The 24377-nt window shown below is 57.4% G+C and carries 23 protein-coding genes and 3 pseudogenes; 13 read left to right on the forward strand and 13 right to left on the reverse strand.

Annotation, left to right across the window (positions count from 1 at the left end; translation table 11 throughout):
• Positions 1–381: 381 nt before the first annotated feature.
• The 3 genes and pseudogenes from GIR22_RS09190 to GIR22_RS09200 form a co-directional block, all read right to left on the reverse strand.
• Positions 382–725, reverse strand: a pseudogene (locus tag GIR22_RS09190) (LysE family translocator); the annotation flags it as partial.
• A 97-nt stretch (positions 726–822) separates the two neighbouring features.
• On the reverse strand, positions 823–2238 hold the full coding sequence (locus GIR22_RS09195; RefSeq protein ID WP_154743030.1) for an amino acid permease: 1416 nt from the start codon (positions 2236–2238) through the stop codon (positions 823–825).
• A gap of 669 nt (positions 2239–2907) precedes the next feature.
• Positions 2908–3792, reverse strand: coding sequence for a LysR substrate-binding domain-containing protein (locus GIR22_RS09200; protein WP_154743031.1), 885 nt, complete (start codon positions 3790–3792; stop codon positions 2908–2910).
• 153 nt (positions 3793–3945) lie between these two features.
• Between GIR22_RS09200 and ydiJ the strand changes: the two genes are divergently transcribed.
• A complete protein-coding gene (gene ydiJ, locus GIR22_RS09205; protein ID WP_154743032.1) occupies positions 3946–6969 on the forward strand; it encodes a D-2-hydroxyglutarate dehydrogenase YdiJ in 3024 nt (1007 codons plus the stop codon).
• A gap of 177 nt (positions 6970–7146) precedes the next feature.
• Here ydiJ and GIR22_RS09210 read toward each other — a convergent pair.
• A pseudogene (locus tag GIR22_RS09210) lies at positions 7147–7641 on the reverse strand (alpha/beta fold hydrolase); the annotation flags it as partial.
• A gap of 217 nt (positions 7642–7858) precedes the next feature.
• Positions 7859–8896: a bifunctional helix-turn-helix transcriptional regulator/GNAT family N-acetyltransferase gene (locus GIR22_RS09215; RefSeq protein ID WP_154743033.1), complete on the reverse strand. Its 1038-nt coding sequence runs from the start codon at positions 8894–8896 to the stop codon at positions 7859–7861.
• Positions 8897–9373: 477 nt separating this feature from the next.
• Between GIR22_RS09215 and GIR22_RS09220 the strand changes: the two genes are divergently transcribed.
• Positions 9374–9601 (forward strand): membrane dipeptidase, encoded by a 228-nt coding sequence (locus GIR22_RS09220; RefSeq protein WP_154743034.1) that lies wholly within the window; start codon positions 9374–9376, stop codon positions 9599–9601.
• A 451-nt stretch (positions 9602–10052) separates the two neighbouring features.
• Here the strand turns inward: GIR22_RS09220 and GIR22_RS09225 are convergent, their stop codons facing one another.
• Positions 10053–10955: an AraC family transcriptional regulator gene (locus tag GIR22_RS09225; RefSeq protein WP_154743035.1), complete on the reverse strand. Its 903-nt coding sequence runs from the start codon at positions 10953–10955 to the stop codon at positions 10053–10055.
• 123 nt (positions 10956–11078) lie between these two features.
• Between GIR22_RS09225 and GIR22_RS09230 the strand changes: the two genes are divergently transcribed.
• From GIR22_RS09230 to GIR22_RS09235, 3 genes are all read left to right on the forward strand, one after another.
• A complete protein-coding gene (locus GIR22_RS09230) occupies positions 11079–11579 on the forward strand; it encodes a hypothetical protein (protein WP_154743036.1) in 501 nt (166 codons plus the stop codon).
• A gap of 103 nt (positions 11580–11682) precedes the next feature.
• Complete coding sequence (locus GIR22_RS26365; RefSeq protein ID WP_246208151.1) at positions 11683–11832, forward strand: hypothetical protein; 150 nt, start codon at positions 11683–11685, stop codon at positions 11830–11832.
• A complete protein-coding gene (locus GIR22_RS09235; protein WP_343039647.1) occupies positions 11833–12444 on the forward strand; it encodes a substrate-binding domain-containing protein in 612 nt (203 codons plus the stop codon).
• Positions 12445–13447: 1003 nt separating this feature from the next.
• Here the strand turns inward: GIR22_RS09235 and GIR22_RS09240 are convergent.
• Complete coding sequence (locus GIR22_RS09240; protein ID WP_178122170.1) at positions 13448–14263, reverse strand: SDR family NAD(P)-dependent oxidoreductase; 816 nt, start codon at positions 14261–14263, stop codon at positions 13448–13450.
• A 46-nt stretch (positions 14264–14309) separates the two neighbouring features.
• On the opposite strand from GIR22_RS09240, the gene GIR22_RS09245 reads away from it, so the two are divergent.
• Positions 14310–14687 (forward strand): winged helix-turn-helix transcriptional regulator, encoded by a 378-nt coding sequence (locus GIR22_RS09245; RefSeq protein WP_154743038.1) that lies wholly within the window; start codon positions 14310–14312, stop codon positions 14685–14687.
• A 7-nt stretch (positions 14688–14694) separates the two neighbouring features.
• On the opposite strand, the pseudogene GIR22_RS09250 reads toward GIR22_RS09245, so the two are convergent.
• From GIR22_RS09250 to GIR22_RS09260, 3 genes and pseudogenes are all read right to left on the reverse strand, one after another.
• Positions 14695–15230: pseudogene (locus GIR22_RS09250) on the reverse strand (SDR family oxidoreductase).
• 71 nt (positions 15231–15301) lie between these two features.
• Entirely contained in the window at positions 15302–15652 is a 351-nt protein-coding gene (locus GIR22_RS09255; protein WP_154743040.1) for a nuclear transport factor 2 family protein, read from the reverse strand.
• Between the two features lie 211 nt (positions 15653–15863).
• Complete coding sequence (locus GIR22_RS09260; protein WP_154743118.1) at positions 15864–16313, reverse strand: MarR family winged helix-turn-helix transcriptional regulator; 450 nt, start codon at positions 16311–16313, stop codon at positions 15864–15866.
• Between the two features lie 177 nt (positions 16314–16490).
• Between GIR22_RS09260 and GIR22_RS09265 the strand changes: the two genes are divergently transcribed.
• Complete coding sequence (locus tag GIR22_RS09265; protein WP_154743041.1) at positions 16491–17261, forward strand: alpha/beta fold hydrolase; 771 nt, start codon at positions 16491–16493, stop codon at positions 17259–17261.
• 268 nt (positions 17262–17529) lie between these two features.
• Positions 17530–17733 (forward strand): hypothetical protein, encoded by a 204-nt coding sequence (locus GIR22_RS09270; RefSeq protein WP_154743042.1) that lies wholly within the window; start codon positions 17530–17532, stop codon positions 17731–17733.
• Between the two features lie 124 nt (positions 17734–17857).
• Here GIR22_RS09270 and GIR22_RS09275 read toward each other — a convergent pair whose 3' ends face one another.
• Genes GIR22_RS09275 through GIR22_RS26125 form a run of 3 tightly spaced genes read right to left on the reverse strand, consistent with a single transcriptional unit; the run spans position 17858 to position 19358 of the window.
• Positions 17858–18250 (reverse strand): ACT domain-containing protein, encoded by a 393-nt coding sequence (locus GIR22_RS09275; protein WP_154743043.1) that lies wholly within the window; start codon positions 18248–18250, stop codon positions 17858–17860.
• Between the two features lie 48 nt (positions 18251–18298).
• Positions 18299–18709, reverse strand: coding sequence for a M20/M25/M40 family metallo-hydrolase (locus tag GIR22_RS26120; protein ID WP_218581654.1), 411 nt, complete (start codon positions 18707–18709; stop codon positions 18299–18301).
• A gap of 7 nt (positions 18710–18716) precedes the next feature.
• Complete coding sequence (locus tag GIR22_RS26125; RefSeq protein WP_218581655.1) at positions 18717–19358, reverse strand: amidohydrolase; 642 nt, start codon at positions 19356–19358, stop codon at positions 18717–18719.
• A 457-nt stretch (positions 19359–19815) separates the two neighbouring features.
• On the opposite strand from GIR22_RS26125, the gene GIR22_RS09285 reads away from it, so the two are divergent.
• From GIR22_RS09285 to GIR22_RS09305, 5 genes are read left to right on the forward strand one after another with little or no spacing between them, the layout of a single operon-like run.
• Positions 19816–21054, forward strand: coding sequence for an urea ABC transporter substrate-binding protein (locus GIR22_RS09285; RefSeq protein ID WP_154743044.1), 1239 nt, complete (start codon positions 19816–19818; stop codon positions 21052–21054).
• Between the two features lie 10 nt (positions 21055–21064).
• Positions 21065–21934 carry an ABC transporter permease subunit gene (locus GIR22_RS09290; RefSeq protein WP_154743045.1) on the forward strand — a complete coding sequence of 290 codons (870 nt, stop codon included), beginning with the start codon at positions 21065–21067 and terminating at the stop codon, positions 21932–21934.
• Complete coding sequence (locus GIR22_RS09295) at positions 21934–22959, forward strand: ABC transporter permease subunit (protein ID WP_154743046.1); 1026 nt, start codon at positions 21934–21936, stop codon at positions 22957–22959. The genes GIR22_RS09290 and GIR22_RS09295 overlap by 1 nt, the downstream gene beginning before the upstream one ends.
• The gene (locus tag GIR22_RS09300) at positions 22956–23678 is read left to right on the forward strand and encodes an ATP-binding cassette domain-containing protein (protein WP_154743047.1); all 723 of its coding nucleotides are present in this window, start codon (positions 22956–22958) and stop codon (positions 23676–23678) included. The genes GIR22_RS09295 and GIR22_RS09300 overlap by 4 nt, the downstream gene beginning before the upstream one ends.
• Positions 23671–24375 (forward strand): ABC transporter ATP-binding protein, encoded by a 705-nt coding sequence (locus tag GIR22_RS09305; protein WP_154743048.1) that lies wholly within the window; start codon positions 23671–23673, stop codon positions 24373–24375. The genes GIR22_RS09300 and GIR22_RS09305 overlap by 8 nt, the downstream gene beginning before the upstream one ends.
• The last annotated feature ends 2 nt before the right edge of the window (positions 24376–24377 follow it).

Consider the following 24377-nt stretch of genomic DNA (forward strand, 5'->3'; position numbering starts at 1 on the left):
GTCTACTTGAACGCTTCGTCCATTTTCATGTTCGGTACCAGTTTGCGTTTGGCGCTGAAGAAAAATCAGTGTTGACCGAAATGCGCCACCTGGCCAGCGAACGGCAGGCGGCCTTGGCGAAGGAGATTGCAGCGTATGTTGATGAGGTGGCTGGCATCGTGGCCAAATGCCGGGCCAAATCAGCTGACACGGAAGACGTACGCATTACCGCTGCAAGCCTGATTGCGTTGCTAGATGGTGCTCGTCAGCTTAGGACTTCAGATGCTGTACGCTCAGATGCGCACCTGGTGCAGGTGATGTACAAGCTATCGCTTCAGTTGCTCAACCTTCATCCCCTGACGGCCGTCTCGCTTGCTACGTCAAGCTCGGCGATCGCAACTAAAACTCTTGCCCGGCCAGTGCAACGCGGCTCACCGGTGCAAGATCCGTTTTGCGCCCCATCTGAAGTGCAGTGTTCCATAACCGGTACGCAAGATAAAAAAGATAAGCCGCACCGGCCACTTTGATCCCATGAAGCACCGTCTGCGATGCCCGCAGGGCTACCGTCAGTCCCGCTGATGTCAACGCAATCAACAGCGCAAGCGCGAGCAAACTGCAGATGCCTGCAACACATGTGTCGCGGTAGCCATACTGGGTTGCGTTATCGGATAGGCGATTATTGGGCCCTGGGCCATGTTCAACGCGAAGCAAGCGGGCAGAAATAACGCAATCGTCGCAAGGTTCATGGTCGTATTCGTACTTTAAAGGCACAGCAAAAAGCTCCTGCACCATGGGGCCCATGATGCAGGAGCATCGGCGAGTGTCGGCAATGGAACGGCCGACCTAAACCGTCTGCTTTCCAGGAAGTGGAATATCGTATGCGTCATCGGTGCCATACACACTATCGCAGGGCCGTTTGCGCAGCAGTGCAATGATCAGCATCGATCCCGCCACCCCGGCAGTCATCAGGGTTTCATATCGATAGTCCGGGCTTAACAGCATGTAACCCAGTACCACGCTGATGAGCACGATGACGAACCAGGTCAGGTAGGGAAATAGCCACATCTTGAAAGCCAATTCTCGGCCTTCTTGCTCTTTGACCTTGCGCATACGAAGTTGCGATATCGCGATAACCAGGTAAACCAGCAACGCAATAGCCCCCGTGGTTGATAACAAAAACCCGAAGACCTTTCCCGGGAACGCGTAGTTCACAAAGCACCCTGCAAAGCCCGCCAATGTCGAAGCGGCCACTGCGAATGTTGGTACACCGTTACGCGAGATATGCCGCGCTTTGCGCGGTGCCTCGCCGCGAGCGGCCAACGAGTAGAGCATCCGTGACGCAGTGTAGAGGCCGGAATTCATGCAACTGGTCACCGCAACCAGAACCACAATATCCACCATCAACTTGGCGCCAGGAACGTTGAGGATTTCCAACGCTCGCTGGAAGGAACCCACCGCCACTAATTGAGGGTCATTCCAGGCCACCAGCGATACCACCAGGAAGATCGACACCAGATAGAAGATGGCGATGCGATAAACCACCAGGTTAGTCGCTTTACGAATTTTATCCTGAGGGTTGGCGGTCTCGCCGGCTGCAATGGTCACAATTTCAGCGCCAAAGAACGAAAAGATCGTGACCAGAACGCCTCCCAGCACTGCGCCGAAGCCGTTAGGCATGAAACCGCCGTTTGCCGTGAGATTGGCCACACCAGACACCGTAGCCAACGGCCAATACCCACAAATGGCCAGCCCGCCGACCGCGATAAAGGCGATGATCGCAATGACTTTCACCAGCGAAAACCAATATTCGAACTCACCGAAATTATTAACGCTGATGAGGTTGGTGCACGCGAGTGTTGTCATGATCGCGAACGCAAACAACCAGGAAGGTACAGCGGGCACCCAGGCATGCAGGATATCTGCACCGGCTATCGCTTCAACCGGGATAACCAGCACCCAGAACCACCAATACAACCAGCCGATGGTGAAGCCGGCCCAAGGTCCGATTGCCCTGCCCGCGTAAGTGGAGAACGATCCACTATTGGGATTGGCGACAGCCATCTCCCCTAACATACGCATGACCAGCAACACCAGAATGCCTGCAATCAGATAAGAAAGGAGAATTGCCGGACCAGCAGTCGCAATCGCTTTGGATGAGCCGATGAATAAACCAGCTCCAATTATTCCCGCAATGGAAATCATCGACACCTGCCGCGATGAAAGGCCATGTTTCAGCGTGCGTTTTTCGAGATTAGTCATTTTTTTCCTCACAAAGGCGGAGGGCAGCAAAATATGTGTGACTTACATGCGTGATTGGACAGGGAAAGATCAGCGCAGCTAAAGGTACGTTGTTCCCACCAGCCCTGCGCCGATCACAAGAAAGGAGACAAGCAAGACACGCCGTCCATCTCCCGACTTGTCAACGAGGAACAAACGTAATCATGAGTATCGTGCTCAGATAGCCTGCGCAAGGATGACGCCTGCTGTACAGACACACTGGTTTTGCCCATCAAACCAGCTATCAGGAGAATAAAAGTGTTGTGAGTCTTAGGGTTGGGATTTGACATTCCTTACTCCATGCTAAAGCGACAGCCAAAAAGCGCAAAAGCGACTTTATGGTCTCGACAAAGGGGATTATCGGCAGTGAGAAAGGGTGTGTTGCTCCAGGGAATATGCATTCCATTTGGCTCCATCACTGACATTATTATTTTTGATTCAGTTTGGCCTTTGACCCAGCGTGGATCGGCAGCCACATGCTACTAGGCAGCGATAAGAACTGGCTTGTGTAAAACAGGGGGTCGATAGATGGTTTTCTGCATACCCCGTGCAGCCTATTCACAGGTGTAGAGCATTACCGACGCGTAAAAGCAATCGGTGCCCCGAAAGGACAGCTGTTAAATTGAGTAACTTAATGGCTAATTGAAGCCCTCAAATCTGCGCCAATAGCCATGCCCGAAACGCTTGCAGAGAAGGCAGCATTTCATTACGTGGTGGGTACACCAATAAATAATTGCGTTGGCTGGAGAAGGGTTGATCGAGACTGACCAGCTCCCGGCCTTGCAGCTCTTCGGCGACCAGAATGCGTGGTACCAGGCCGATACCAATCCCCGCTTTCACCGCCTGTATCAAGTGTGATGTCAGCTCGAAGCTCGGCCCCAGGCGCATCATGCGGTGGGGCAGATGGTGATGGCTGAACCAGTCGCCCCAGACGTTGGGATTATTCGCGACATTCAACAGCATTTGGCTACCGATGTGTTCCGGCATCCAGAGATCGCGTGCGCAGGCCAATTCCGGCGAGATGATCACCACCAACTCCTCCACTTGCAAACGATGACTAATGAGCCCCGGAAGATTGGTATTGCCCACGACGATGGCGGCATCAATGCCACTGGTTTCGAAGTCGATGGCGTCGATGCGGGAGTTGATATGAACCAGTATGCCGGGATGAGTTTTATAGAAGTCATGAAGACGTGGCAACAGCCACTTGGAGCCGAATGTCGGCAAGGTTGCCAGGCGCAAGGATTCACCCCCGGATTGATAGGCCGTTGCCTGCAATGTGGCGCCGCGAATTCGCCCAAGCGCCTCACTAATTTCCCGCTGGTACAGGCGCCCAACATCGGTCAACTGCACTCTGCGGCCTTCCCTGCGAAACAATGTCAAGCCCAGTTGCTGCTCCAAGGCCTGAACCTGACGGCTGACGGCACTTTGGGTCAACGACAGCTCGACGGCGGCGCGCGTGTAACTTTCATGCCGCGCAGCCGCCTCAAAAGCCAGCAGCAGGGACATGGAGGGCGTGAGGTGTCGGTAATTCATTCAGAAAAGTCATCGATAGCGGCATGATTATCGGTTTGTCATGCACCGAATGCTTAAGGATCATTGGCGCAAATAATGACGTGAGGCTGACCGACATATGCCTCGACGACAAGTGTTTTTTCTTTGCTCAGACTGCCAAGAGGCCATCCCACGATGATCGCCCAACTGCATACAGCTGCCCCTGCGGCACAGTACCCCGAATTTCTCGACGCACTGCGTGCCAGCGGTTTCCACGGCCAGCTCAGCGCTGACTACGCCACGCGCACAGTGCTGGCGACTGACAACTCGATCTATCAGCGCCTGCCCCAAGCGGCGGTGTTCCCGCTGGACGCAGACGACGTCGCGCGCATTGCCGCCCTGATGGTCGAGCCGCGTTTCCAGCAGATTAAATTAACCCCGCGCGGTGGCGGCACCGGTACCAACGGCCAGTCATTGACCGATGGCATCGTGGTCGACCTGTCGCGGCACATGAACGCCATCCTCGAAATCAACGTCGCCGAGCGTTGGGTGCGGGTGCAGGCGGGTGTGGTTAAGGACCAGCTCAATGCCGCCCTCAAACCTCATGGACTGTTTTTCGCCCCGGAGCTGTCGACGTCCAATCGCGCCACCGTCGGCGGCATGATCAACACCGACGCCAGCGGCCAGGGCAGCTGTACCTACGGCAAGACCCGCGATCACGTACTGGAATTGCACAGCGTGTTGCTCGGCGGCGAGCGTCTGCACAGCCAGCCGTTGTCCGACGCCGAACTGGAAACCGTCTGTGCGCAGCCCGGACGTATCGGCGAGGTCTATCGCACAGCGCGGCACATCCAGGAAACCCAGGCCGACCTCATCGAAGCAGTATTCCCCAAACTTAACCGCTGCCTGACCGGGTACGACCTGGCGCACCTGCGTGATGAGCAAGGCAGGTTCAATCTCAACAGCGTGCTGTGTGGCGCCGAAGGTTCTTTGGGTTACGTGGTCGAAGCCAAGCTCAATGTATTGCCGATTCCGAAATATTCGGTGCTGGTGAATGTCCGTTACAGCAGCTTCATGGACGCCTTGCGCGATGCCAATGCGCTGCTTGAGAAGAGGCCGCTGTCCATCGAAACCGTGGATTCTAAGGTGTTGATGCTGGCGATGAAAGACATCGTCTGGCACAGCGTCGCCGAATACTTCCCCGCCGATGCCGAACGCCCGACTCTTGGCATCAACCTGGTGGAATTCAGCGGCGATGAAGTCTCTGAAGTGAAGGCGCGGGTCGCGGCATTCGTCGAACATCTGCAAGCTGACAAGACAATCGAGCGTCTTGGCCACACCTTGGCGGAAGGGGCCGAAGCGGTGACGCGCGTCTACACCATGCGCAAACGCTCGGTCGGGCTGTTGGGCAATGTTGAAGGCGAGATTCGTCCGCAGCCATTCGTCGAAGACACCGCCGTGCCGCCGGAGAAACTGGCCGATTACATCGCAGAGTTCCGTGCGTTGCTCGACGGCCATGGTCTGGCCTACGGCATGTTCGGTCACGTCGATGCCGGTGTGTTGCATGTGCGCCCGGCGCTGGACATGAAAGACCCGGCCCAGGCCGCGCTGGTCAAGCCGATTTCCGACGCCGTCGCCGCGCTGACCCAGCGTTACGGCGGCCTATTGTGGGGTGAGCACGGCAAGGGGTTGCGTTCGGAATACGTGCCGGCGTTCTTCGGTGAACTGTACCCTGCACTGCAATCGCTCAAGGGAGCCTTCGACCCGCATAACCAGCTCAACCCAGGAAAGATCTGCACACCACCGGATGCTGCTGAGGGTTTGCTCAAGGTCAACGAAGTCACCCTGCGTGGCGATCTGGACCGGACCATCGACGAGCGTGTCTGGCAGAGCTTCGGCAGCGCAGTGCATTGCAACGGCAACGGCGCCTGCTACAACTTCGACCCCAATGACGCGATGTGCCCGTCGTGGAAAGCCACCCGCGAACGCCAGCATTCGCCGAAAGGCCGGGCCTCGCTAATACGTGAGTGGTTGCGTCTGCAAGGCGCGGCCAACATCGACGTGCTGGATGCGGCTCTAGACAAGGTTTCCTGGCTCAAAGAGCTGCCTGCGCGGGTACGCAACAACATGGCCCGTCAACGTGGCGAGTCGGACTTTTCTCATGAAGTCTACGACGCGATGGCCGGTTGCCTGGCCTGCAAATCCTGCGCAGGCCAGTGCCCGATCAAGGTCAACGTCCCGGATTTTCGCTCGCGTTTCCTCGAGCTTTACCACCGCCGTTATCAGCGGCCGCTGCGCGACTACCTGATTGGCTCACTGGAATTCACCATTCCCTACATGGCCTACGCGCCTGGGCTGTACAACGCGTTGATGGGTTCGAAGTGGGTCAGCGACCTGATGGAACGTCACATCGGCATGGTCGACAGCCCGCTGATCCATCGCTACAACCTGCAAGCAACATTGAGTGCATGCAAGGTCGGCGTGGCCAACGTTTCGGCGCTACGCGAACTTACCGAGGAACAACGTCAATACAGCGTGGTGCTGGTGCAGGATGCCTTCACCCGTTATTTCGAAACCCCATTGCTGGCCTCCTTCGTTCAACTGGCGCACCAGATGGGTTATCGAGTCTTCCTCGCGCCGTACAGCGCCAATGGCAAGCCGCTGCATGTGCAGGGTTTCCTCAACGCATTTAGCAGGGCGGCAGTGCGCAATGGCAAGCAACTCAAGGCGCTGGCCGATTGCGGCGTGCCGCTGGTGGGGCTTGATCCGGCGATGACGCTGGTCTATCGCCAGGAGTATCAAAAGGTGCGGGGACTCACTGATTGCCCCAAGGTCTTGTTGCCTCAGGAATGGCTCGCCGATGTGCTGCCCGACACGACCCAATCCGCATCGCAGACGTTTCGTTTGCTGGCCCACTGCACCGAGAAGACCAACGCAACGGCCAGCACCTCACAGTGGCAAGAAGTCTTTGCGCGACTGGGTCTGAACTTGGTAACCGAAGCCACCGGCTGCTGCGGCATGTCCGGTACCTACGGCCATGAGGCGCGTAATCAGAAGACCTCGCGCATCATCTTCGCGCAGTCTTGGGCAACAAAACTGGACAAGCAGGACGAGGCGCTGGCTACTGGTTATTCGTGCCGCAGTCAGGTCAAACGCCTGGCGGGTCGCCAATTGCGTCATCCGCTTGAAGTGATATTGGAGCGATTGCCACGGCCGTGATGCGACCCGTAAGCTGGTCGCCGCAAAGAGTAAATTTCGCAAGTCACTCTCAACAGCTGATCTTAGGAACGTGTCTGAGTTTTTTACAACTCAGCTACGTTATGGCTGTCGCGAAAAATCTTAAAGCTCACCAAGCAAAGCATGGATTTCGCTCGCCAAAACGGTGCAACAAGTACGCTATTTTTCATCCAGAAAATGCTCGACCGCAGTGTTGAAGAGCGATGGGTCCTGAAGGAAAGCGAAATGACTGGTCCTGGGCAGAATCAACAGCCCTGCGCCAGGAATGGTCGCGGCGATGTATTCTAAATGATCACGCTGGATGGCCTCATCGTGATCGCCGCCGGCAATTAGCACAGGTGAGTGGATTTTCGCCAGATCTGCATCGCTCCAGCTCGGCTGGTTTGCCCACATATGGCTGATTTTCTGGACGAAACCGTCATAGTTTTTGGGCGTTGGCGAGAGCTGGACATATTCCTTACCGGCGCGCTTGATGAAGGCGGCGAACGTCAAATTATTTTCAACTCCTTCCTTTACTCCAGAGGTTTGAGTGTTGGGTGCGAAGGCGAAGACTTTGCCGGTGCGTTGCGGGTAGCGGATCGCCAAGTCGAGGCCGATTATCGCGCCGTCACTCCAACCCACGATGTCGGCCTTGGAAATACTCAACAGGTCGAGAAAGCGAAACATATTCGACGGTTCATGGTGGTTCCTTGGAATGAAGGCAGTCCATGGCTGAAACTGAACACGGGATGGGTCCCGAGGGGCTACATGAGCCTAGCGCCGACTGGCAGGAACTCCGCGGCTAACTCAGGTATCAGCGCAAAGGCTTCGTGCATCTGGCTGTTGCGGAAAAAAATTCAACTCTGAGTCTGGGATCAATTGAACACTACCGTCATGTGTTCAATACCTGATGCATCGAGTGACTCGCTGAGGTTTCCAGCACTTTCTTCATGACCTCGAACTGTAGACCCGGTCGGCTGGGAACCCCAAACCTGTCGTCGTCATAAGGAAAAGGTTCGGTTTCACCTGTTTTGCAATAGCCCCGACGCTCATACCACTTTATCAACGTGTCGCGCGCTTCAAGCACCGTCATATGAATACACTCAGCGCCGCGTGTTTGGCACCATTGCTCCGCGGCGGCGAGCAATTGCCGTCCACACTGCGCATTCTGTTTTTTTGGATCGATTGCCAATGACCCGAGATACCAAGTCCCCGGTTGCACTGGCTCAACCCATACACACCCGAGGATGTTTTCCCGCTTCTTCCATACCAATAACGAAGCGAGCGGTTTCTGTGCAATCTCAGTCCTGAGTGTTGTTTCCGAAATACGGTCTCCGCTAATCAGGCCAGTTTCTGTCGTCCAACTTGCTCCTTCACCTTCGCCGCGATATGCCCGATTGAGTAACGAAACGACTCCAGCAACATCTGCATCACAGGCGGGTCGCAAGCTGACAGGGTTAAGGCGATCAATGCGCTCAGCTAGAGACTCCTCGGCCAAGCGATTTTCCAGAGTATCAAGCTGTTCCAGAAAAGGACCCGACATCCCGGCTAATAAGTCGCGAACCACGATATCAATAAGTGGCCATACAACCTGGCGGCCTTGATCGACGGCAGCCCTCCCCGCCTCCGTCAGTTCGACGAGGGACTGCCGCTTGTCTTTCTCCCCCCGGCTTGAGACAACGAGCCCTTCGTCCGTCAGCCTGTTTACACTTTTTGTCATTGCAGGCTGGCTCACCCGGATGGCTCGGGCGAGATCCCCAACAGTGCAGCCTTTGGAGCTATCGAGCAGCGCCAGAATTGGAAACAGCCCTGGTGGAACTAAAGTGCCAACATCGCTAGCCAACAGACTCGCTTCTGCTTGCATCTGCTCGGCAAGTCGCTTAAGACGGCTCCCTAAAAAGATATGGGGCATTTCTCGTAAAATATCCATAGCACCTCCTCAATTTGCATAACCAGTTATGCAAATCTTCTAAGACTTGTCAAATCAGTTGTCTTGAAAGATGTTTTGAATGGGTAGAGAAGCCGCCCGGTAGCTGCCTTAGCGGACCACACGTAGCCGAATTGATAGCTGGTCCGTTCGGCTTAGTCGTCCGCCCTCTGGACGTGCAACACGAGTTATCGGCCAAGAGCTGACCCTCGCGACTGTCCGCTTTGGGTCGATTCTGTTGAAAAAGTCGGCTTCGAATTCCACGGCAGAAAAGTACGCGCCTGAGATTGAAGTCTGAGTTTTGCGCAGAAGGTTCAGGAGTCGGATTTCACGTAGCAGCGTGCAAAAGAGGTGTTTTCATCCATCAATATTCGAGCGTTTTGGGCAAGCCGACTTTTTCAACAGAATCGGTCGGAAACTGCCCTTCAGTGAGCCCGTAGTAGCCTCTTGCTAACCTATGACTCCTGGTCCAGGCCGCCCATGGCGAGTCAGCATCAGGACGACTTTGCAATGGTGGCCAACCCTGACGATATCTACAACTCACGTGAACATCGGAAACTCGCGGCCTCGTACGACCTTGAAGGCTCCAACCTGCTGCTCAAGGATTCTTCCATGGGGCAACCGTTAGCCCGTTCCGGAGTTCGACCGATTCAGGCGCAGCTGGAAACCCTTGGCGAAATCAGCCGGAAATTGAAACGTGTGGGTTAAGCGAAAACCACCTTGCCGGGGGTCGGCGCGCCTTTCTGACTGAGCGCTTCCCCAAGCATTTAAGAGCGCCTCACATGGGAGTTTCCAGATGATGAGGGTGTTCGATTTGGGTCAAAGGCAGCCGCTCGCGCCGCATCGCTACCGACCAATAGCGTCGTCATTGTTTCACCAAGGTAAGTTGCGAGAACGCTCACTCGTGCCGGGGCGCGAGATCATCGGTATGCAGCGGCGTCGAGTCTGTTTGATTCCAGGCAAGATTCCAAAATGAAAGACGCATTCACGGCCGCGTCATCCGACGCGGTGCTGCACCAGATGGATTTTGCCAACGATGGAACTGAGCCGGCCCTCCTCCCCCCTGAAACATCGCGATCATCCGCTGCAACGGTTGGGCCGTCTGGATGCCACCGTGCCATGACCTCGTCTGAAGACACAGTGTGGGTCCAACGCTTTTTCAGCGTGACTCTTCGCCCCCTCCCTGACTGTTGTCGTCCCGAGGGGAGCGCCCGAAATACGCCTTGTAGGCGCGGCTAAAAGAAGCTTCGGACTCGTAGCCAATTGCGAAACCTACCTCGCCAATGCGACTGTTATTACGGGCCAACATCGTTTTCGCCAGGGTCAGTCGCCACTCATTCTGATATCGAAGAGGCGAGCGTCCCACCAGTGCACTGAACCGGTCGCAGAAGCTGGACCGTGACATGCCCGCGATCGTCGCGAGTGCATCGATACGCCACTGTTGTCCGGGCTTTTCGTGGATGGCCTTGAGGGTTCGGGCGATGCGCGGGTCTGACAAGCCCCCGAGCCAGCCGGAGGCCATGCCGTGCTGAACCCAAGTGCGCAGGATTCGAATGACGATCAGATCGATGAGGCGCGACACCATCAGGGCTCCACCGGGCTGTGTGTCATTGACCTCAATCAGCATGAAGTGCAGGATGCCTTCGGCCCACGCGGCAGCTTCGGCCTGCTTGATATGGATCAACCAAGGCAGGGCGAACAGCATGGCCTGGAAGCTGCTGGCATCGAACCAGAATCGGCAGATCACCAGCGCTGCCGGGCCTTGGGATGCGGTAATGGTCAACGAGGACGGGGCGTGGGGCAGCAGCAGAATGTCGCCTTGCTCGATCGACTGGGTCTGACCGTCGGCGCCTTCGATATGCAACTGCCCCTTTTGCAGGACGCAGATGTGCGAGCTTCTCTCGTCCAGTCCCAGTCGTTCCCCCGACGCCAGCGTGATGGAGTAGACGCGGTCTCCGGTCAGACGGATCTGAGCCAGGACCTGCGAGAGCAGATCCCCTGTGGCCAGTCCCTCTAGCTGCATCTCCGGAAGAATGGTCAAGCTTTCAAGTAAATCCGTCATGTCGGTCCGGCCACGTCTTCAATAGTCTGAACGTCGGAATCATAACGTCTTTACGCGGCTGATCAGCAACTGGGGCGCGTCTGCGGCGTTATGCACATCATTCAATCAATAAGGAATAGTCAAATGTTCGGGATCTCTCCTCTTGGCTGGATACACACGCTCGGGAGCCTGCCAGCCATCCCATTGGCCGGTTACATGTTCATCAAGCACGGGCGCATCGTTCCCCGGTCGCGAGCCGGTCTCGCATATTTCGTCTCAATGCTGATCGGCGGCCTCACGGTGTTCCTGGTGGCCCATCAACCGATTAGCCCGGTGATCGGGGCGGTGACGACCTTGATGTTGCTCGCCGGTTACGGGGTCGGTTTCGTGCCGTGGCTGGGGCGGACGGGGACTTACCTTGAGACCATTCTCTTGAGCGTGACGGCATTCCTGCTAATGGTCCCGAGTGTCTCGGAGACGTTGCGCCGAGTTCCCGATGGAAACCCCATCGTGACTGGCCCGAATTCGCCCCTGCTTAAAGGCGCGCTCGGTTTGATCGCCCTTGCACTCGTCGTAGGCGTTGCGATGCAGATATTTGTACTCCGAAAAGAAGGCGCGCACCTTGCTCGACAGGCACAGAGCTGAAACGTCGATGATCACGTCAGCGCTTACGGTGAATCGCCCCGGGTTTCGTAGAGACCTCTTTGCCCCAAACGGAAGCCAAGCTGTTGGCGTCAGACACCCCTCTGTGGGGCGACGCCTTCATTTACTTGAGCAGGCCGGTGGCGAGGTGTTCTTCCGCCGCACTGTGTCAGGGCTGTTGTTAACCGACAGCGGTGAACGCATTTTCGAACTGGCCGAGGAAATAGAACGCGGCGCGCTGATGATTGAACGGTGAATCGCGGGCGAGAGCAATCAGCCTGAAGGCCAGTTGCGGATCTCTTCTGCAGACTGGTTCGCCAGTTACGTGCCAGGTCCCGTCCTGAGCGAACTAATTAGGCGTCATCCTTTAATCGTGCCCGAGGTGATTGCAGGGCACCGATTGTTCGATCTGGCACGCAGGGAAACGGATATTGCTCTTAGGATCGTCCCTTTCACCGAGCCCGACATCGTCCGACGCCGGCTCGTTACGCTTAGCTACGGACTGTACGTGAATAATCAGTCGCCGTTCCTGCCTCGAACTGATGGTGAAGGCGTCGACCTGATTACCATGAACACTTCGCAAGCGCATTATCCCGATGCGCTCTGGTTAAAAACGCTGTACCTACGGGCCAGAGCCGTGCTCACCAGTAGCAGCCGTACGGCTCAGGCGCAGATGTGCGCCCTTGAACTGGGCGGTGCCGTATTGCCGCGCGTTCTGGGTGACCAGTTACCCGCGCTCAAACTGTTAGACACCGGCGAGCCGCCGCCCGAGCGCGATATTTGGATGGGATACCACAACGATATGCGGCAGAAGGACCGGCTTCGCGCACTCGCCGACTTGGCAGACGAGATGATTGGAACGGCCTGATCGAAATCTAAACTCGCGTTGGGTAGTTTTAGGCTGAGATTACCTTCCAATTAGTAGATAGTTATTTTCGAATCAAGGAATTCGCCAGAGCCTGATGATGAGGATCTATTATGACCATGATTTCCGCGCCGCTGCCTGTGCCTTATGCTTTATCAAAGGCCGCGCAACTCACTAATAATTCGAGCGAGAAAGCCGCTAGCCCGGACTTCCCGGCGTTGCTGAAAGCTCAGTTCAAGCCCCCCCAATTGCCGCCCGGTCCGGCCAGCGCAAACGCACAATCGGAGGCAGCCACACACTTGTCGCGCCGACCGGACGTCGATGTCATGCTTCAACAACTATTTGCATGCCGAAGGATGACGCCCTACGTCGCAAGCAGGGGCGTTCGAACCACACCTGGGGCATCAGCGGTCCTGCTTTGCGATTTTGCCGGAGAGGCCCCTGACGAAGCCACCTGCGTTGGGGAGCAGAGTACCGAGCATGTCCAAGATCCGACCGCGTGGCGCAACAATGCTTGTAGAAACATTTATATCGTCGGGGTCCCCTTCGAATGCGCCTTGAATGTGTCCGCCACTGCCTTGGTGCAGACAGCAAGCGTACTCACATGGATACCAACCGAAACTGTTCAACCTCCATCGCACTCGCCCAGGGCTCGGCCGTTACGCCTGCGCAAGGCTTTAACCGTCGATGGACATCAACAGAATTGGGGGGATGTGGACCACAATGTCTAGTGGGTTAACCTGCTGTAACCAAGATTCAGGACCTGGGGACTCCCGCAGACTTCAGCCTTGAGTGATTACAAACCGGTCCAATAATGGCTGAGTGATTGCACCCAATATATTTACATCGCCGTACGCCCGAGCGGAAAGCATTGCGCCATGCACCGTCCTCACCGTAGAAGGCGTTGAACGGAAATGGCGATGACCATAGCGTCGGATTCCCTGAGTAGCCGCAAAGCCTAAGCCGTGCCGACACTCCAGGCAACTCGGGATACCCCTCGACGCCGTCACAACACCGGCGACAACCCTCCGTCGACCCGCAGGTTCATCCCGGTGATATAACCGGCAACCGGGCTGGCGAGGAATGCCACGGCGGCGGCGATTTCCTCCAGCCGCCCGACCCGCCCCATCGGCACCTGGGCAAACATCGGCAGCACTGCGCGCTCGATGTCCTCCCACGGCGCGTCTTTGCCCGCCACACCACGCGCCTGGGCGACTTCACGAAACCGTGCGTCAAGCGCTGCACTGTGGATAGTCCCGGGCGACACAGCGTTGACGGTGACGCCATCGGCCGCCACCGCCTTGGCCATGGACGCCGTCATGGCATTCATGGCCGCCTTGCACGCCGAATAGTCCGGCGCCGACGGCGGCGGCATGGTGGCTGCCAGGCTGGAAATATTGATGACGCGCCCCCACTGCGCCGCCCGCATGGCCGGCAGCAAGGCGGTGCTGACCCGTAGCGCCGCCAGCACATTTCGATCATAGGCTGCTTCCCACGACTCAGGACGCGTCGTGTTCCAGTCTTCCTTGACCCCACCGGAGCCGCCCGCGTTGTTGATCAGGATATCGATAGGGCCGGCCAGCCGGTGCGCCGACTCAAGCATCTGGCGCACCTGTTCGGGGTCTGTCAGGTCACCCACTACCACATGCGCGCGGCCGCCGAGGTTCGTGATATCGTCGGCCACCCGTTGCGCCTGCGCCCTGTCACGGCCATGCACGATGACCACGGCGTGCTCCGCCGCCAGTTTGCGCGCAATCGCTTCGCCGATGCCTTTGCTGCTGCCGGTGACCAATGCCTTTTTTGCGCCCAGTTGCAAATCCACTGACCCACTCCTTTCCAAAACAGGTTGATTCGCAAGGTAGAGTGAGATGACCGATCAGACCAGTACGCACTTTTATGTGCCTATCGGCAAAGAGGAACGCGAGACCTGCCTCGGGCCCGAGGGCTCGGTTGCGCATGTCGCGCGGGTCGTTCGAATGATTCAGGGGCGCTGGAAATTGCCCATTCTCTTCAGGCTCTACGCAGACCCGTCGATGCGCACCCTGCAACTGAAACGCGACCTGCCGGGCATTTCCCAGAAGGTGCTGACGGCCCATCTGCGCGACCTGGCCGAAGACGGCCTGATCGAGCGGATCGACTTTGGCGAGAAGCCACTCAGGGTTGAGTACCAACTCTCGGACGCGGGCCGCCAGTTCCTGCCGGTGCTGATCGCGATGCGGCGGTTTTCAGTCGGGCATCCGGCGTAAATCGCCGTCAGATTTGCGACAGGCCACCGTCGACCATCAGCTCCACACCGTTGACATATTGGGCATCGGCCGACGCTAGAAGCAACGCTGCACTGGCGATTTCCGAAGGATCGGCCATGTAACCCAGCGGCACGATTTGCGCCACATGCTGGCGCAGGGCTTCGATCTGGGCCTCATCCATTTTCAAGCCGTTATCCATCAACCGCGTGCGGGTGAAACCAGGGCTGAGCACATTGGTGCGGATTTTCCGGCCTTTGAGCTCATTCGCCCACGTGCGTATGAAGGAGCGCACAGCCGCCTTGGAAGCATTGTAGAAGCTTAGTTGCTGGAGCAAATGGAGGCCGTCAGCACGATCGCCGCGCCGTCTTTCATCAAGGGCAGGAGCGTCTGAACCGTGAAGAACACACCTTTGACGTTGATGTCGAACGTCGTGTAGTACGCAGCCTTGGTGGTATCGCCAACCGGTTTTTTCGCAGATGCCTGCGTTGGCGAACACTGCGTCCAATCGCTCGTCTTGTTGTTCAACCAATGCCTTGAGCGCATCAAGGTCGGCCTGCGTGGCAATATCGGACACCACCGCTACCGTCCTCTCGCCCAATTTCGCGGCCGCCGCCTCAAGCGTTGCCGCCGAGCGCCCCAGTGATGTAGACACGTTTGGCACCCTCGTGATCCAGGTGCACGATCATCAAATAGGACGTCACAATGGCTTGGTCGCCACGCAGGTCAATCAGTGGCAGACCGGTGAAATGAGCCAGTCCGCCACGGATAGCAGCTTCATGTTCGGGCCTTTGGATAAAAGCAGCGATTTCCCTGGCGCCCTGGGCACCGCCGAGCGTTGGGCCTCGGTCGAATACGCCATCGTCCTGATACGCCGATAACCTGTAGTGGGCATGCCCGGTATCGGCACTCGGTGGATGGGACGCGATCAGTTCGTAAATCGCGAGCTTGTCCTCGACTATGCGCACTTGTCCTTGACGGTTTTGCTCAGCAGTCGCGCAGTCAGGCGTTCCGGTAGGCTATGCGTCCGACGCAGCATTCAGCCGGGCCTACAAATCTTGCTTCGGTCACTCCCCCCGGGACGCAACGCTACGGGGCTGAGACCATCGCTGCCTCTTTATCTAGAACTCGACATAGCCATGGCAAGGTGACTGCTTGTAGGTGCTGGCTCGCATCAGCCTAGTCTTCTTTGATTTTGATCAGTTGATCGCGGATACCGGCTACGGCTGCCTGTATTTGCATGACGTTGTCTTTGCTCAGCCCTACGGCCGCTTGAATGCATTTCGGCACTTTCAGCGCTTGGGTTTTCAACGCCCTCCCCTCGTCAGTCAGTTTTACCCGTACTTGGCGCTCATCCTGCTGATCACGTCTGCGCGACACTAATCCCGCGGCTTCAAGCCGTTTCACCAGCGGTGTAAGCGTGCTCGACTCTAGGAAAAGTGCGCTACCCAGGTCTTTGATTATCTGATCATCCTTTGCCCACAACGCGACCATGAGCAAGTACTGCGGATACGTCAGACCAATAGCCTCCAAGATCGGCCGGTAGAACTGCGTCAGGGCATGGCCTGCCGAGTAGATCGAAAAACACAAAAAATCACTTAGCGGCGCGAAGTCTTCATCGTCGCTCATATCTTGAGTAGACACCTGTACCTCCTACATCTCAATTTGAAGGCAAATTATTACGTGCACGATTCAATCGCAAGCTATTGACAGAATATTTTATCTGTCGCACTATTGATCCTATAGCGATTAGTTAGCGCGCAATATACTTCCCAGCCTTATCAGGCGACCACTGGTAGACATGCAATGAAAAAGATTTTCTCAGGTTTGGCTTTAGCCACCGCCCTCGCTACTGCAAGCTTCGCGAATGCAGCGGACGTTAAGCCCACCGTGATCCTTGTTCACGGTGCTTTCGCAGACTCTTCAAGCTGGAACGGCGTCATTAAAATCTTGGAAAAGGACGGTTATCCTGTAATTGCGGCGGCGAACCCATTGCGTGGAGTTGCGAGCGACGCTCAATTTGTCGCCAGCATAGTGAAAAGCGTAAAGACCCCAGTGGTACTTGTTGGCCATTCCTACGGTGGCCCAGTCATCAGCGAAGCGGCATATGGAAATCAGAATGTGAAAAGTCTGGTTTACGTAGCAGCTTTTGCTCCGGAAGCAGGTGAAACAGCAGCAGAGTTGTCAGGACGGTTCCCAGGTGGCACGTTGGCTTCGGCACTGGCTGCACCTGTAGACCTGGCTGACGGCGGTAAAGATTTGTATATCCAACAGGATAAGTTTCACGATCAGTTCGCTGCGGATGTTCCTGCGGCAGACGCCCGTCTGATGGCTGCAGGCCAACGGCCGGTGACTGTTGCGGCTTTGAATGAAGCTGCAACAGAGCCGGGTTGGAAAACCATACCTTCCTGGTTTGTTTACGGTGATGCCGACAAAAACATTCCGCCTAAGGCTTTGGCTTTCATGGCTGAACGAGCCCACTCGAAGCAAACTGTAGTCGTCAAAGGAGGTTCCCACGTCGTGATGATTTCGAATCCAAAAGCAGTAGCCACGCTGATCGAGAAAGCTGCAAGGTAGTTTTCAGAAAGCTGCCAAACGGCTCGACCGATTGGCAGCTGCTGACTTTAACAATCAGGACATAACGTCCTTATCCCAAGCGCTGAGATACGCGCACTCCTCAAGAATGGCCCCCGATAAATTCAGGGGTTCCCCGCTGAACCAACTGCGTCTATCAGGGTTGGTGAGCAATGATGGCGTCAAAGCCTACCCATGGTCGCTTTCCGGCAAAGCCGGCTTTACGCGCACGTACTCACGACTAAACTCTTATCGATGATGGAGGTAAGGTATGGGCTCAAAAAAACGGCGCAATAGAACTGATGTGTACGTTCGGCAGCAGCCCGATTCGGATGCACAGCCTCGGTCCGGCAACAAACCTTCCGGACCATCGGCGCTTTCGCTCGCCATGTTGTTAGCTGAAACACGAGTGCCAGTGATCGATGAAGAGTGGGAAAAAATGACTCCGGTTGGCCGCGAATTTAAATTCAGTTAAGTACATTCGATTGTGTGCACTGATTGAATCGCCGATAAAACCGGCGTTGCCGAATAAAGCCAGCGGGGGTTGACTCTATTCTGGGTGTCAGTTGATGAGCTACTCGACGCCACGTGTGATGAGATCAGTCCAGTATCTGATGACCGGCTTCACGAAGCACTGCAAGCCCCTCGGCGAACTGGTCTGTCTTCAGCAGCAGGAAGTCGCCATCGAAGGTGGAAACCACGAATACGCCGAAACAGGCTTCGGTCAACGGCCGAACGACCGACAGCACAATACCCGTTTCATCGAATGCGAAGGGCCCAACGAGCTGGATGCAACTCCAGTCGCGATCGCTTTTGATACCTTCGGGCACGCGACTCTGATGGCAAACAATGGAAAGCTCATCGGCAGAGCGCGCGATGCTTACGAACCCGTCCCCATCCGCCCAGGCAGGAATCGGATCTTTGCTGTCCAGACGGGAAATTGAATAAAGCTCAGGCAAAACTTTCAGGCGGATACTTTTAACCAGTTTCATAGCGTCTCCAAATGGATTGGGAGTTTATCAAGATATTCAAGCGTTAGATCAGCGTTGCTGCACCAAGGGTTGTTTCAGTGTGGCCTCCGAAAACCAGGTTTCAGCTAAACGAACCCAGTAAGTCGCTCCGATCGGCAAGATGTCGTCGTTGAAATCAAAACTCGCGTTGTGCAGAACACAAGGTCCCGAACCATGGCCGATACCACGATGAGCGCCCTCACCGTTACCGATGAATACGTAGCACCCGGGTTTATGCTCGAGCATATGGGCAAAGTCTTCCGCGGCCATGGTGGGCTTGCCGTTGGTGATGACCTGCTCTTCGCCAAGCAACTCGCGCAAGACCTCGATGCACAGGGCTGTCTCGTGCGGGTGATTGATCAGGGGCGGATAGTCGGATTTGAACAAAGTTTCCACGCGGCATCCGAAAGCTTCGGCGACGCCCGTGGCGATCTCCCTCATGCGCCTTTCAATCAAGTTTCATGGCACCACGGGAAAATGCCCGGAACGTGCCTCCCAGCCAGGCCTCATCGGGTATGACCGTCAGACTCGCATCAATGCCAGCTTGAAGGTATGTGACGGAAATAACCGCTGGATCCTGTGTACCCAGATTTCGCGTAATAATGCTCTGCATCGCCTGGGCAATGTGCATCAAGGGCTGCAAAGGATCGATGCATTGCTGCGGCAAGGCCGCATGTCCGCCCTTGCCGACCAAGCGGATACGAAACTCGGTATCGGACGCCATCATCGCCCCGGGATGAACAGCAAACTGCCCGGCACCCAGACCGGGCCAGTTGTGCATGCCAAAAACCGCTTCCATGGGAAACAGCTCGAACAGGCCATCCTCAATCATGCGTCGGGCCCCAGCGGCACTTTCCTCGGCAGGCTGAAAAATGAAATACAGCGTGCCGTCTATTCGTCGCGTGTGCGCGAGTTCAAACGCAGCTGCCAGCAACATTGCACAGTGTCCATCGTGGCCACAGGCGCGCATTTTCCCTTCATGGATGGAGGCGTAATCGAACTTGTTGAGCTCCTGGACCGGCAGTGCGTCCATATCCGCCCGAAAGCCTAGGCTAATTTCTTTTTCCCGAAAAAGGCTGCCCCCAGCCATGATTCCGCTGCGCTCAGTACGGGTTATCAGTGGCCAACTTTACCCAAGAAGGACAAACGTCCCAAACGTGCGCATTCAGTGCGTCGATTCTACCCAGGTGACATTTTTTAGGGCGCGGCAACACTTCAGCGAAATCATCACTCCCTTTAAAATCAAAAATATAGAGATTATGGCCTGAAGCTTGCTTTCGTAATGCCGCCGCTCCTTGCGGTATTCGTTTCCCCCATCCCTATGCGATGGGTGACCCAGCCTCAACGATGCGGCTGCCGTCTTCAAGTGAAGCGACCCATACATCCAGCCGACAGCGTCGTCGGTATGTGAAATCAGGCCCTCCTTCCCCCGCCTGCATTTCTTCCAGACCTTTGCTCACCTATCCCCCCCTGCTGCCGGCCCCTATTCGGGCTGCCTACGCCGGGTTGCGGTCGACGTGCGGGTCTGGCTTCCAGGAGTTTCCAGAATGGCTATGAATCGTCGTGCTTTCCTGCGTACGTCCGCTATTTCCGCTGCTGCATTGTCCACCTTGAGCTTGAAGAGTTTCTCGGCGTTTGCCGCCGAGGACGCGATCAATATCGCCTCGCTCTACGACAACTCCGGTGGCCTGGACATCTACGGCAAGCCCATCGTCGACGCCCTGACCTTCGCGGTCGAAGAACTCAACAGCGCCGGCGGCTTGCTCGGCCGCCCGCTGAACCTGATCAAGTACGACACCCAGTCGAACATGCAGCTCTACGCGCAGTACGCCCAACAGGCGGCGCTCAAGGACCGTGCGGCGGTGGTGCACGCCGGTATCACTTCCGCCTCGCGGGAGGTGGTGCGCCCGGTGCTGGACCGCTACAAGACCCTGTATTTCTATAACAACCAGTACGAAGGTGGCGTGTGCGACCGCAACTTCTTCGGCACCGGCGTGACACCCGGCCAGACCGTCGAGAAGCTGGTGTCCCATGTCACGAAAAAGTGGGGCAAGAAGGTCTACATCGTCGCGGCGGACTACAACTATGGGCAAATCGTCACCGCCTGGGTCAAGAAGTACGTCGAGCAAGCAGGCGGGCAAAGCGTCGGCATCGAGTTCTTCCCACTGGACGTGACCAACTTTGGCGCGACCATCTCGAAGATCCAGGAAGCCAAACCGGACTTCGTCTGGTCGGCGCTGGTGGGTGGCGCGCACATGTCGTTCTATCGCCAGTGGAAGGCTGCGGGCATGACCGGCAAACTGCCGATTGCGTCCACCACCTTTGCCGGCGGTAACGAGCACATCGTGCTGTCGCCGGAAGAATGCAACGGCATCCTCATTTGCCAGAACTATGTGCAGGAACTGGCCACGCCGCAGAACCAGGCGTTCGTCGAACGCTTCCACACACGTTTCGGCGCGGATTACCCGTACATCACCGAACTGGCCATGGGCGCCTACCAGGGCATGATGCTGTGGGCCGAAGGCGTGCGCCAGGCGGGCACGGTGGAACGTATGGCCGTGACCCAGGCGCTGGAAAAAGGCATCAGCCTGGACCTGCCCAGCGGCAAGGTCAGCATTGACCCGGCGACCCATCACTGTGTGCTCGACGTGCACATCGCCGAAGTCCGCGACCGCCGCCTGGAAGTGGTTGAAAGCTTCGCCCAGCAAGCGCCGTCCGACACCGCCGCCGTGTGCGACCTGGTGAAGAACCCGCGCGACGCCAAACAATACAGCATCGCGCTGTAAGGAGACGGACATGGATTGGGCTGCCATTTTTTCCCTGCAGATCGTGGGTGCCATCGCCACACTGGTGCTGTTGAGCATCGGCCTGGCGGTGGTGTTCGGGATGATGAAAATCATCAACCTGGCCCACGGCGAATTCATGATGCTCGGCGGTTACGTCGCAGTGCTCGCCACCCATAACCTGCACGTACCTATCTGGATTTCGATCCTGGTGCTCGCGCCCTTAAGCGTGGGACTGTTCGGCATGCTGGTGGAGCGCCTGCTGATGCGTCACCTGTATGGCCGCATGATTGACACCATGCTCGCCACCTGGGGCCTGAGCCTGGCGCTGACCGGCGCCGCCACCATGTTGTTCGGCAATACCACGGTGGGCATCAGTTCACCGCTGCCCGGCATCACCCTCGGCGCTTATCAAACCAGCGGCTACGGGCTGTTTGTAATCGCCGTGGCCTGTGCCGTGTTGCTGGGCATGTGGGTGCTGCTGCGTTTTACCCACTTCGGCCTGTGTGCCCGCGCCACCATGCAAAACGCCAAGATGGCGGCGGCACTGGGGGCCAATCCCGGACGCATCTATAGCCTGACCTTTGGCTTGGGCGCGGCACTCGCTGGCTTGGGCGGTGCGGTACTGGCGCCGTTGACCGGGGTGATTCCGACCCTGGGCGCCAGCTACATCGCCAAGGCCTTCATCACGGTGATCGGCGGCGGCAGTGCGGTGATCACCGGTACGCTCAGCGCGGCCGGTGGCTTTGGGGTGATCAGCCAGGTGGTGACGTTCTTCAGCACCCCGGTGTTCGGTGAAGTGGCGTTGTTGCTCGCGGCCATTGTGTTGATTCGGGTACTGCCTCAGGGCATTACCGGTCGTTTCTTTCGGAGGGCGTTCTGATGCCTGTTGATACCCGCACGCTTTTACCCGTGCTCGGCTGCGCCCTGGCCGCCGTGCTGGTGGCAGTACTGCCGCAGTGGCTGGACCTGTTCACCTTGCTGTCCCTGACCATCTACCTGGTAATGGCGCTGTTGGCCCTGAGCCTGGCGTTTATCTGGGGCTTTGGCGGCATCCTGTGCTTCGGCCAGGCAGCGTTTTTTGGGCTGGGGGCCTATGCCTATGCGATCGGGGTGTTGAACATCGGCGACAGCACCTGGCCGGTGCTGCTGGCCATCGCGGTACCCGCACTGGTAGCCGCCGCCATGGGTTACTTCATGTTTTACGGCGGTATCAGCGACGTGTACCTGGGGGTGATTACTCTGGCGGTCACCTTGATTCTGTTCAATGTGATGAACTCCACCTCCGGCTCTGAGTACCACATCGGTAGCGCGCTGCTCGGCGGGTTCAACGGCATCCCGGCGATTCCTACGCTCAATGTGCCGTTCAACCCGGATCGGGTACTGGAACCGGAAACTCTGTTCCAGGTGATCGGCGGCGCGCTGATTCTGTGCTACCTGGGCCTGCGGAGGCTGCTCGCCAGCCGCTTCGGCAAAGTGGTGGTGGCAATCCGCGAGAACGAACAACGCGCAGGGTTGCTGGGCTACGACACGCGCCTGCACAAGCTGATCGTGTTCAGCCTCGGTGGCGGCATCGCCGGGCTGGCGGGTTGCCTGTTCGCCAACTGGGGCGCGTTTGTCAGCCCCGGCGTGTTCGGGCTCGCGCAGTCGGCGCAGATCATCATCTGGGTCATCGTCGGCGGACGCGGCACCTTGTTCGGGCCGATTCTGGCATGCATCGGCATCCAGGCGCTGATGGCGCGCTTGGGTGAACAACAGTATGTCGACAGCGGCTTCGTGCTGGGCTTGATCCTGTTGACTTTCGTCATGCTGTTGCCGCGCGGTTTGCTGCCATCGTTGGGGACGTTGGCGTCCCGTGTCTGCCCGCGTAATACACGACCGATCCGCACACAGGAGCGCGCGCTATGACCCTGCTGCAAACTCAAGGATTGGGCATCAGCTTCGGCGGCGTCCATGCCGTGAACGCCGTGGATTTCACCCTACAAAGCGGTGAACTGCGCTGCCTGATCGGGCCCAACGGCGCCGGTAAAAGTACCTTCTTCAAAATGCTCAGCGGCCAACTCAAGCCCACACGTGGCGTGTACCACTTCAAGGGCCAACGCATTTGCGGGCTGACACCGCATCAGGTCGCCCGGCTCGGCATCGGCATCAAGACCCAGGCCCCCAGCGTGTTCGATGGGCTGGATGTGCTGGAAAACCTGCGCCTGGCCGCCAGTCGCCTGCAAGCCCCTGGAGCGGCGCGCGACACCGCCGAGCAGACCCTGGAACGCATCGGCTTGACGGACCTGCGCTCACGCCTGGTGGGCGACCTGGCCCACGGCCAACGCCAATGGGTCGAGCTGGGCATGATCCTCGCCTCACGACCGGCGCTCGTGCTGCTGGACGAACCGGCCGCCGGCATGACCTATCAGGAAGTGCGCAAGACCGCCGCGCTGATCAAAGAGATCAATACCCACAGCACCGTGGTGGTGGTCGAGCACGATATGGAGTTCATCCGTTTGATTGCCGGTACCGTCACCGTATTCAACCAAGGCGCGATCCTGGCCCAAGGCAGCTTTGCCGAGGTGACCCAGGACCCGGCCGTGCGCGAAGCGTACCTGGGCAAGCAGGAGATCAAACATGCTTGAAGTCATCGGTTTATCTGCCGGTTACGGCCGCATTCCGGTATTGCGCGATATCCGCCTGAGCAGCGCGGCAAACACCTGCGTGGGGGTGCTCGGGCGTAATGGCATGGGCAAGACCACCTTGTTGCGCGCGCTGATGGGCGAGTTACCGGCCATGGCGGGCAGTCTGCACTTGGGCGGTGAGGATTTGAGCAAGGCCGCCGCTCATCAACGCGCGCGCGCGGGCATCGGCTATGTACCCCAGGGCCGGCAGATATTTCCGTACCTGAGCGTGCGGGAAAACCTGCGCATGGGCTGCGTGAAGGCATTCGCCGGTGCGGACGTCACCATCGAACGCATCCTGGCGTATTTCCCGCGCTTGCAACGCTTGCTCGACCAACCTGGCGGCGCACTGTCCGGCGGAGAGCAACAGCTGTTGGCCCTGGCCCGCTGCCTGTGTGGCAATCCGAAAATCATCCTGCTCGACGAGCCCACCGAAGGTATTCAACCGTCGATTTGCGACGAGATCATTGAAACCCTGCAACGCCTGCGCGTGGAGCAAAGCCTGGCAGTGATCCTGGTGGAACAGGACATCGAGTTTCTCAGTGCGCTGTCCGACCGCATCCTGATCATCGAGAACGGCCAACTGGTGGACGAGGTCGACCCAGCCCTCACCAGCGCCGAGGCCATCGCTGAGCGCTTCATGGGCTTTCATTCATAAGG

It is taken from the genome of Pseudomonas karstica (assembly GCF_009707515.1).
Lineage (GTDB): Bacteria > Pseudomonadota > Gammaproteobacteria > Pseudomonadales > Pseudomonadaceae > Aquipseudomonas > Aquipseudomonas karstica.

What these genes read in the sequence shown, in the direction of transcription:
- GIR22_RS09290 (WP_154743045.1), top strand. Translation starts at nt 21,065, where the DNA reads ATGGATTGGGCTGCCATTTTTTCCCTGCAGATCGTGGGTGCCATCGCC.
- GIR22_RS09275 (WP_154743043.1), bottom strand. Translation starts at nt 18,250, where the DNA reads ATGAAACTGGTTAAAAGTATCCGCCTGAAAGTTTTGCCTGAGCTTTAT.
- GIR22_RS09270 (WP_154743042.1), top strand. Translation starts at nt 17,530, where the DNA reads ATGGGCTCAAAAAAACGGCGCAATAGAACTGATGTGTACGTTCGGCAG.
- GIR22_RS09245 (WP_154743038.1), top strand. Translation starts at nt 14,310, where the DNA reads ATGACCGATCAGACCAGTACGCACTTTTATGTGCCTATCGGCAAAGAG.
- GIR22_RS09265 (WP_154743041.1), top strand. Translation starts at nt 16,491, where the DNA reads ATGAAAAAGATTTTCTCAGGTTTGGCTTTAGCCACCGCCCTCGCTACT.
- GIR22_RS09225 (WP_154743035.1), bottom strand. Translation starts at nt 10,955, where the DNA reads ATGACGGATTTACTTGAAAGCTTGACCATTCTTCCGGAGATGCAGCTA.
- GIR22_RS09295 (WP_154743046.1), top strand. Translation starts at nt 21,934, where the DNA reads ATGCCTGTTGATACCCGCACGCTTTTACCCGTGCTCGGCTGCGCCCTG.
- GIR22_RS09285 (WP_154743044.1), top strand. Translation starts at nt 19,816, where the DNA reads ATGGCTATGAATCGTCGTGCTTTCCTGCGTACGTCCGCTATTTCCGCT.
- GIR22_RS09215 (WP_154743033.1), bottom strand. Translation starts at nt 8,896, where the DNA reads ATGGATATTTTACGAGAAATGCCCCATATCTTTTTAGGGAGCCGTCTT.
- GIR22_RS09300 (WP_154743047.1), top strand. Translation starts at nt 22,956, where the DNA reads ATGACCCTGCTGCAAACTCAAGGATTGGGCATCAGCTTCGGCGGCGTC.
- GIR22_RS09305 (WP_154743048.1), top strand. Translation starts at nt 23,671, where the DNA reads ATGCTTGAAGTCATCGGTTTATCTGCCGGTTACGGCCGCATTCCGGTA.
- GIR22_RS26125 (WP_218581655.1), bottom strand. Translation starts at nt 19,358, where the DNA reads ATGGCTGGGGGCAGCCTTTTTCGGGAAAAAGAAATTAGCCTAGGCTTT.
- GIR22_RS09220 (WP_154743034.1), top strand. Translation starts at nt 9,374, where the DNA reads ATGGCGAGTCAGCATCAGGACGACTTTGCAATGGTGGCCAACCCTGAC.
- GIR22_RS09230 (WP_154743036.1), top strand. Translation starts at nt 11,079, where the DNA reads ATGTTCGGGATCTCTCCTCTTGGCTGGATACACACGCTCGGGAGCCTG.
- GIR22_RS09260 (WP_154743118.1), bottom strand. Translation starts at nt 16,313, where the DNA reads ATGAGCGACGATGAAGACTTCGCGCCGCTAAGTGATTTTTTGTGTTTT.
- GIR22_RS09200 (WP_154743031.1), bottom strand. Translation starts at nt 3,792, where the DNA reads ATGAATTACCGACACCTCACGCCCTCCATGTCCCTGCTGCTGGCTTTT.
- GIR22_RS09195 (WP_154743030.1), bottom strand. Translation starts at nt 2,238, where the DNA reads ATGACTAATCTCGAAAAACGCACGCTGAAACATGGCCTTTCATCGCGG.
- ydiJ (WP_154743032.1), top strand. Translation starts at nt 3,946, where the DNA reads ATGATCGCCCAACTGCATACAGCTGCCCCTGCGGCACAGTACCCCGAA.
- GIR22_RS26120 (WP_218581654.1), bottom strand. Translation starts at nt 18,709, where the DNA reads ATGAGGGAGATCGCCACGGGCGTCGCCGAAGCTTTCGGATGCCGCGTG.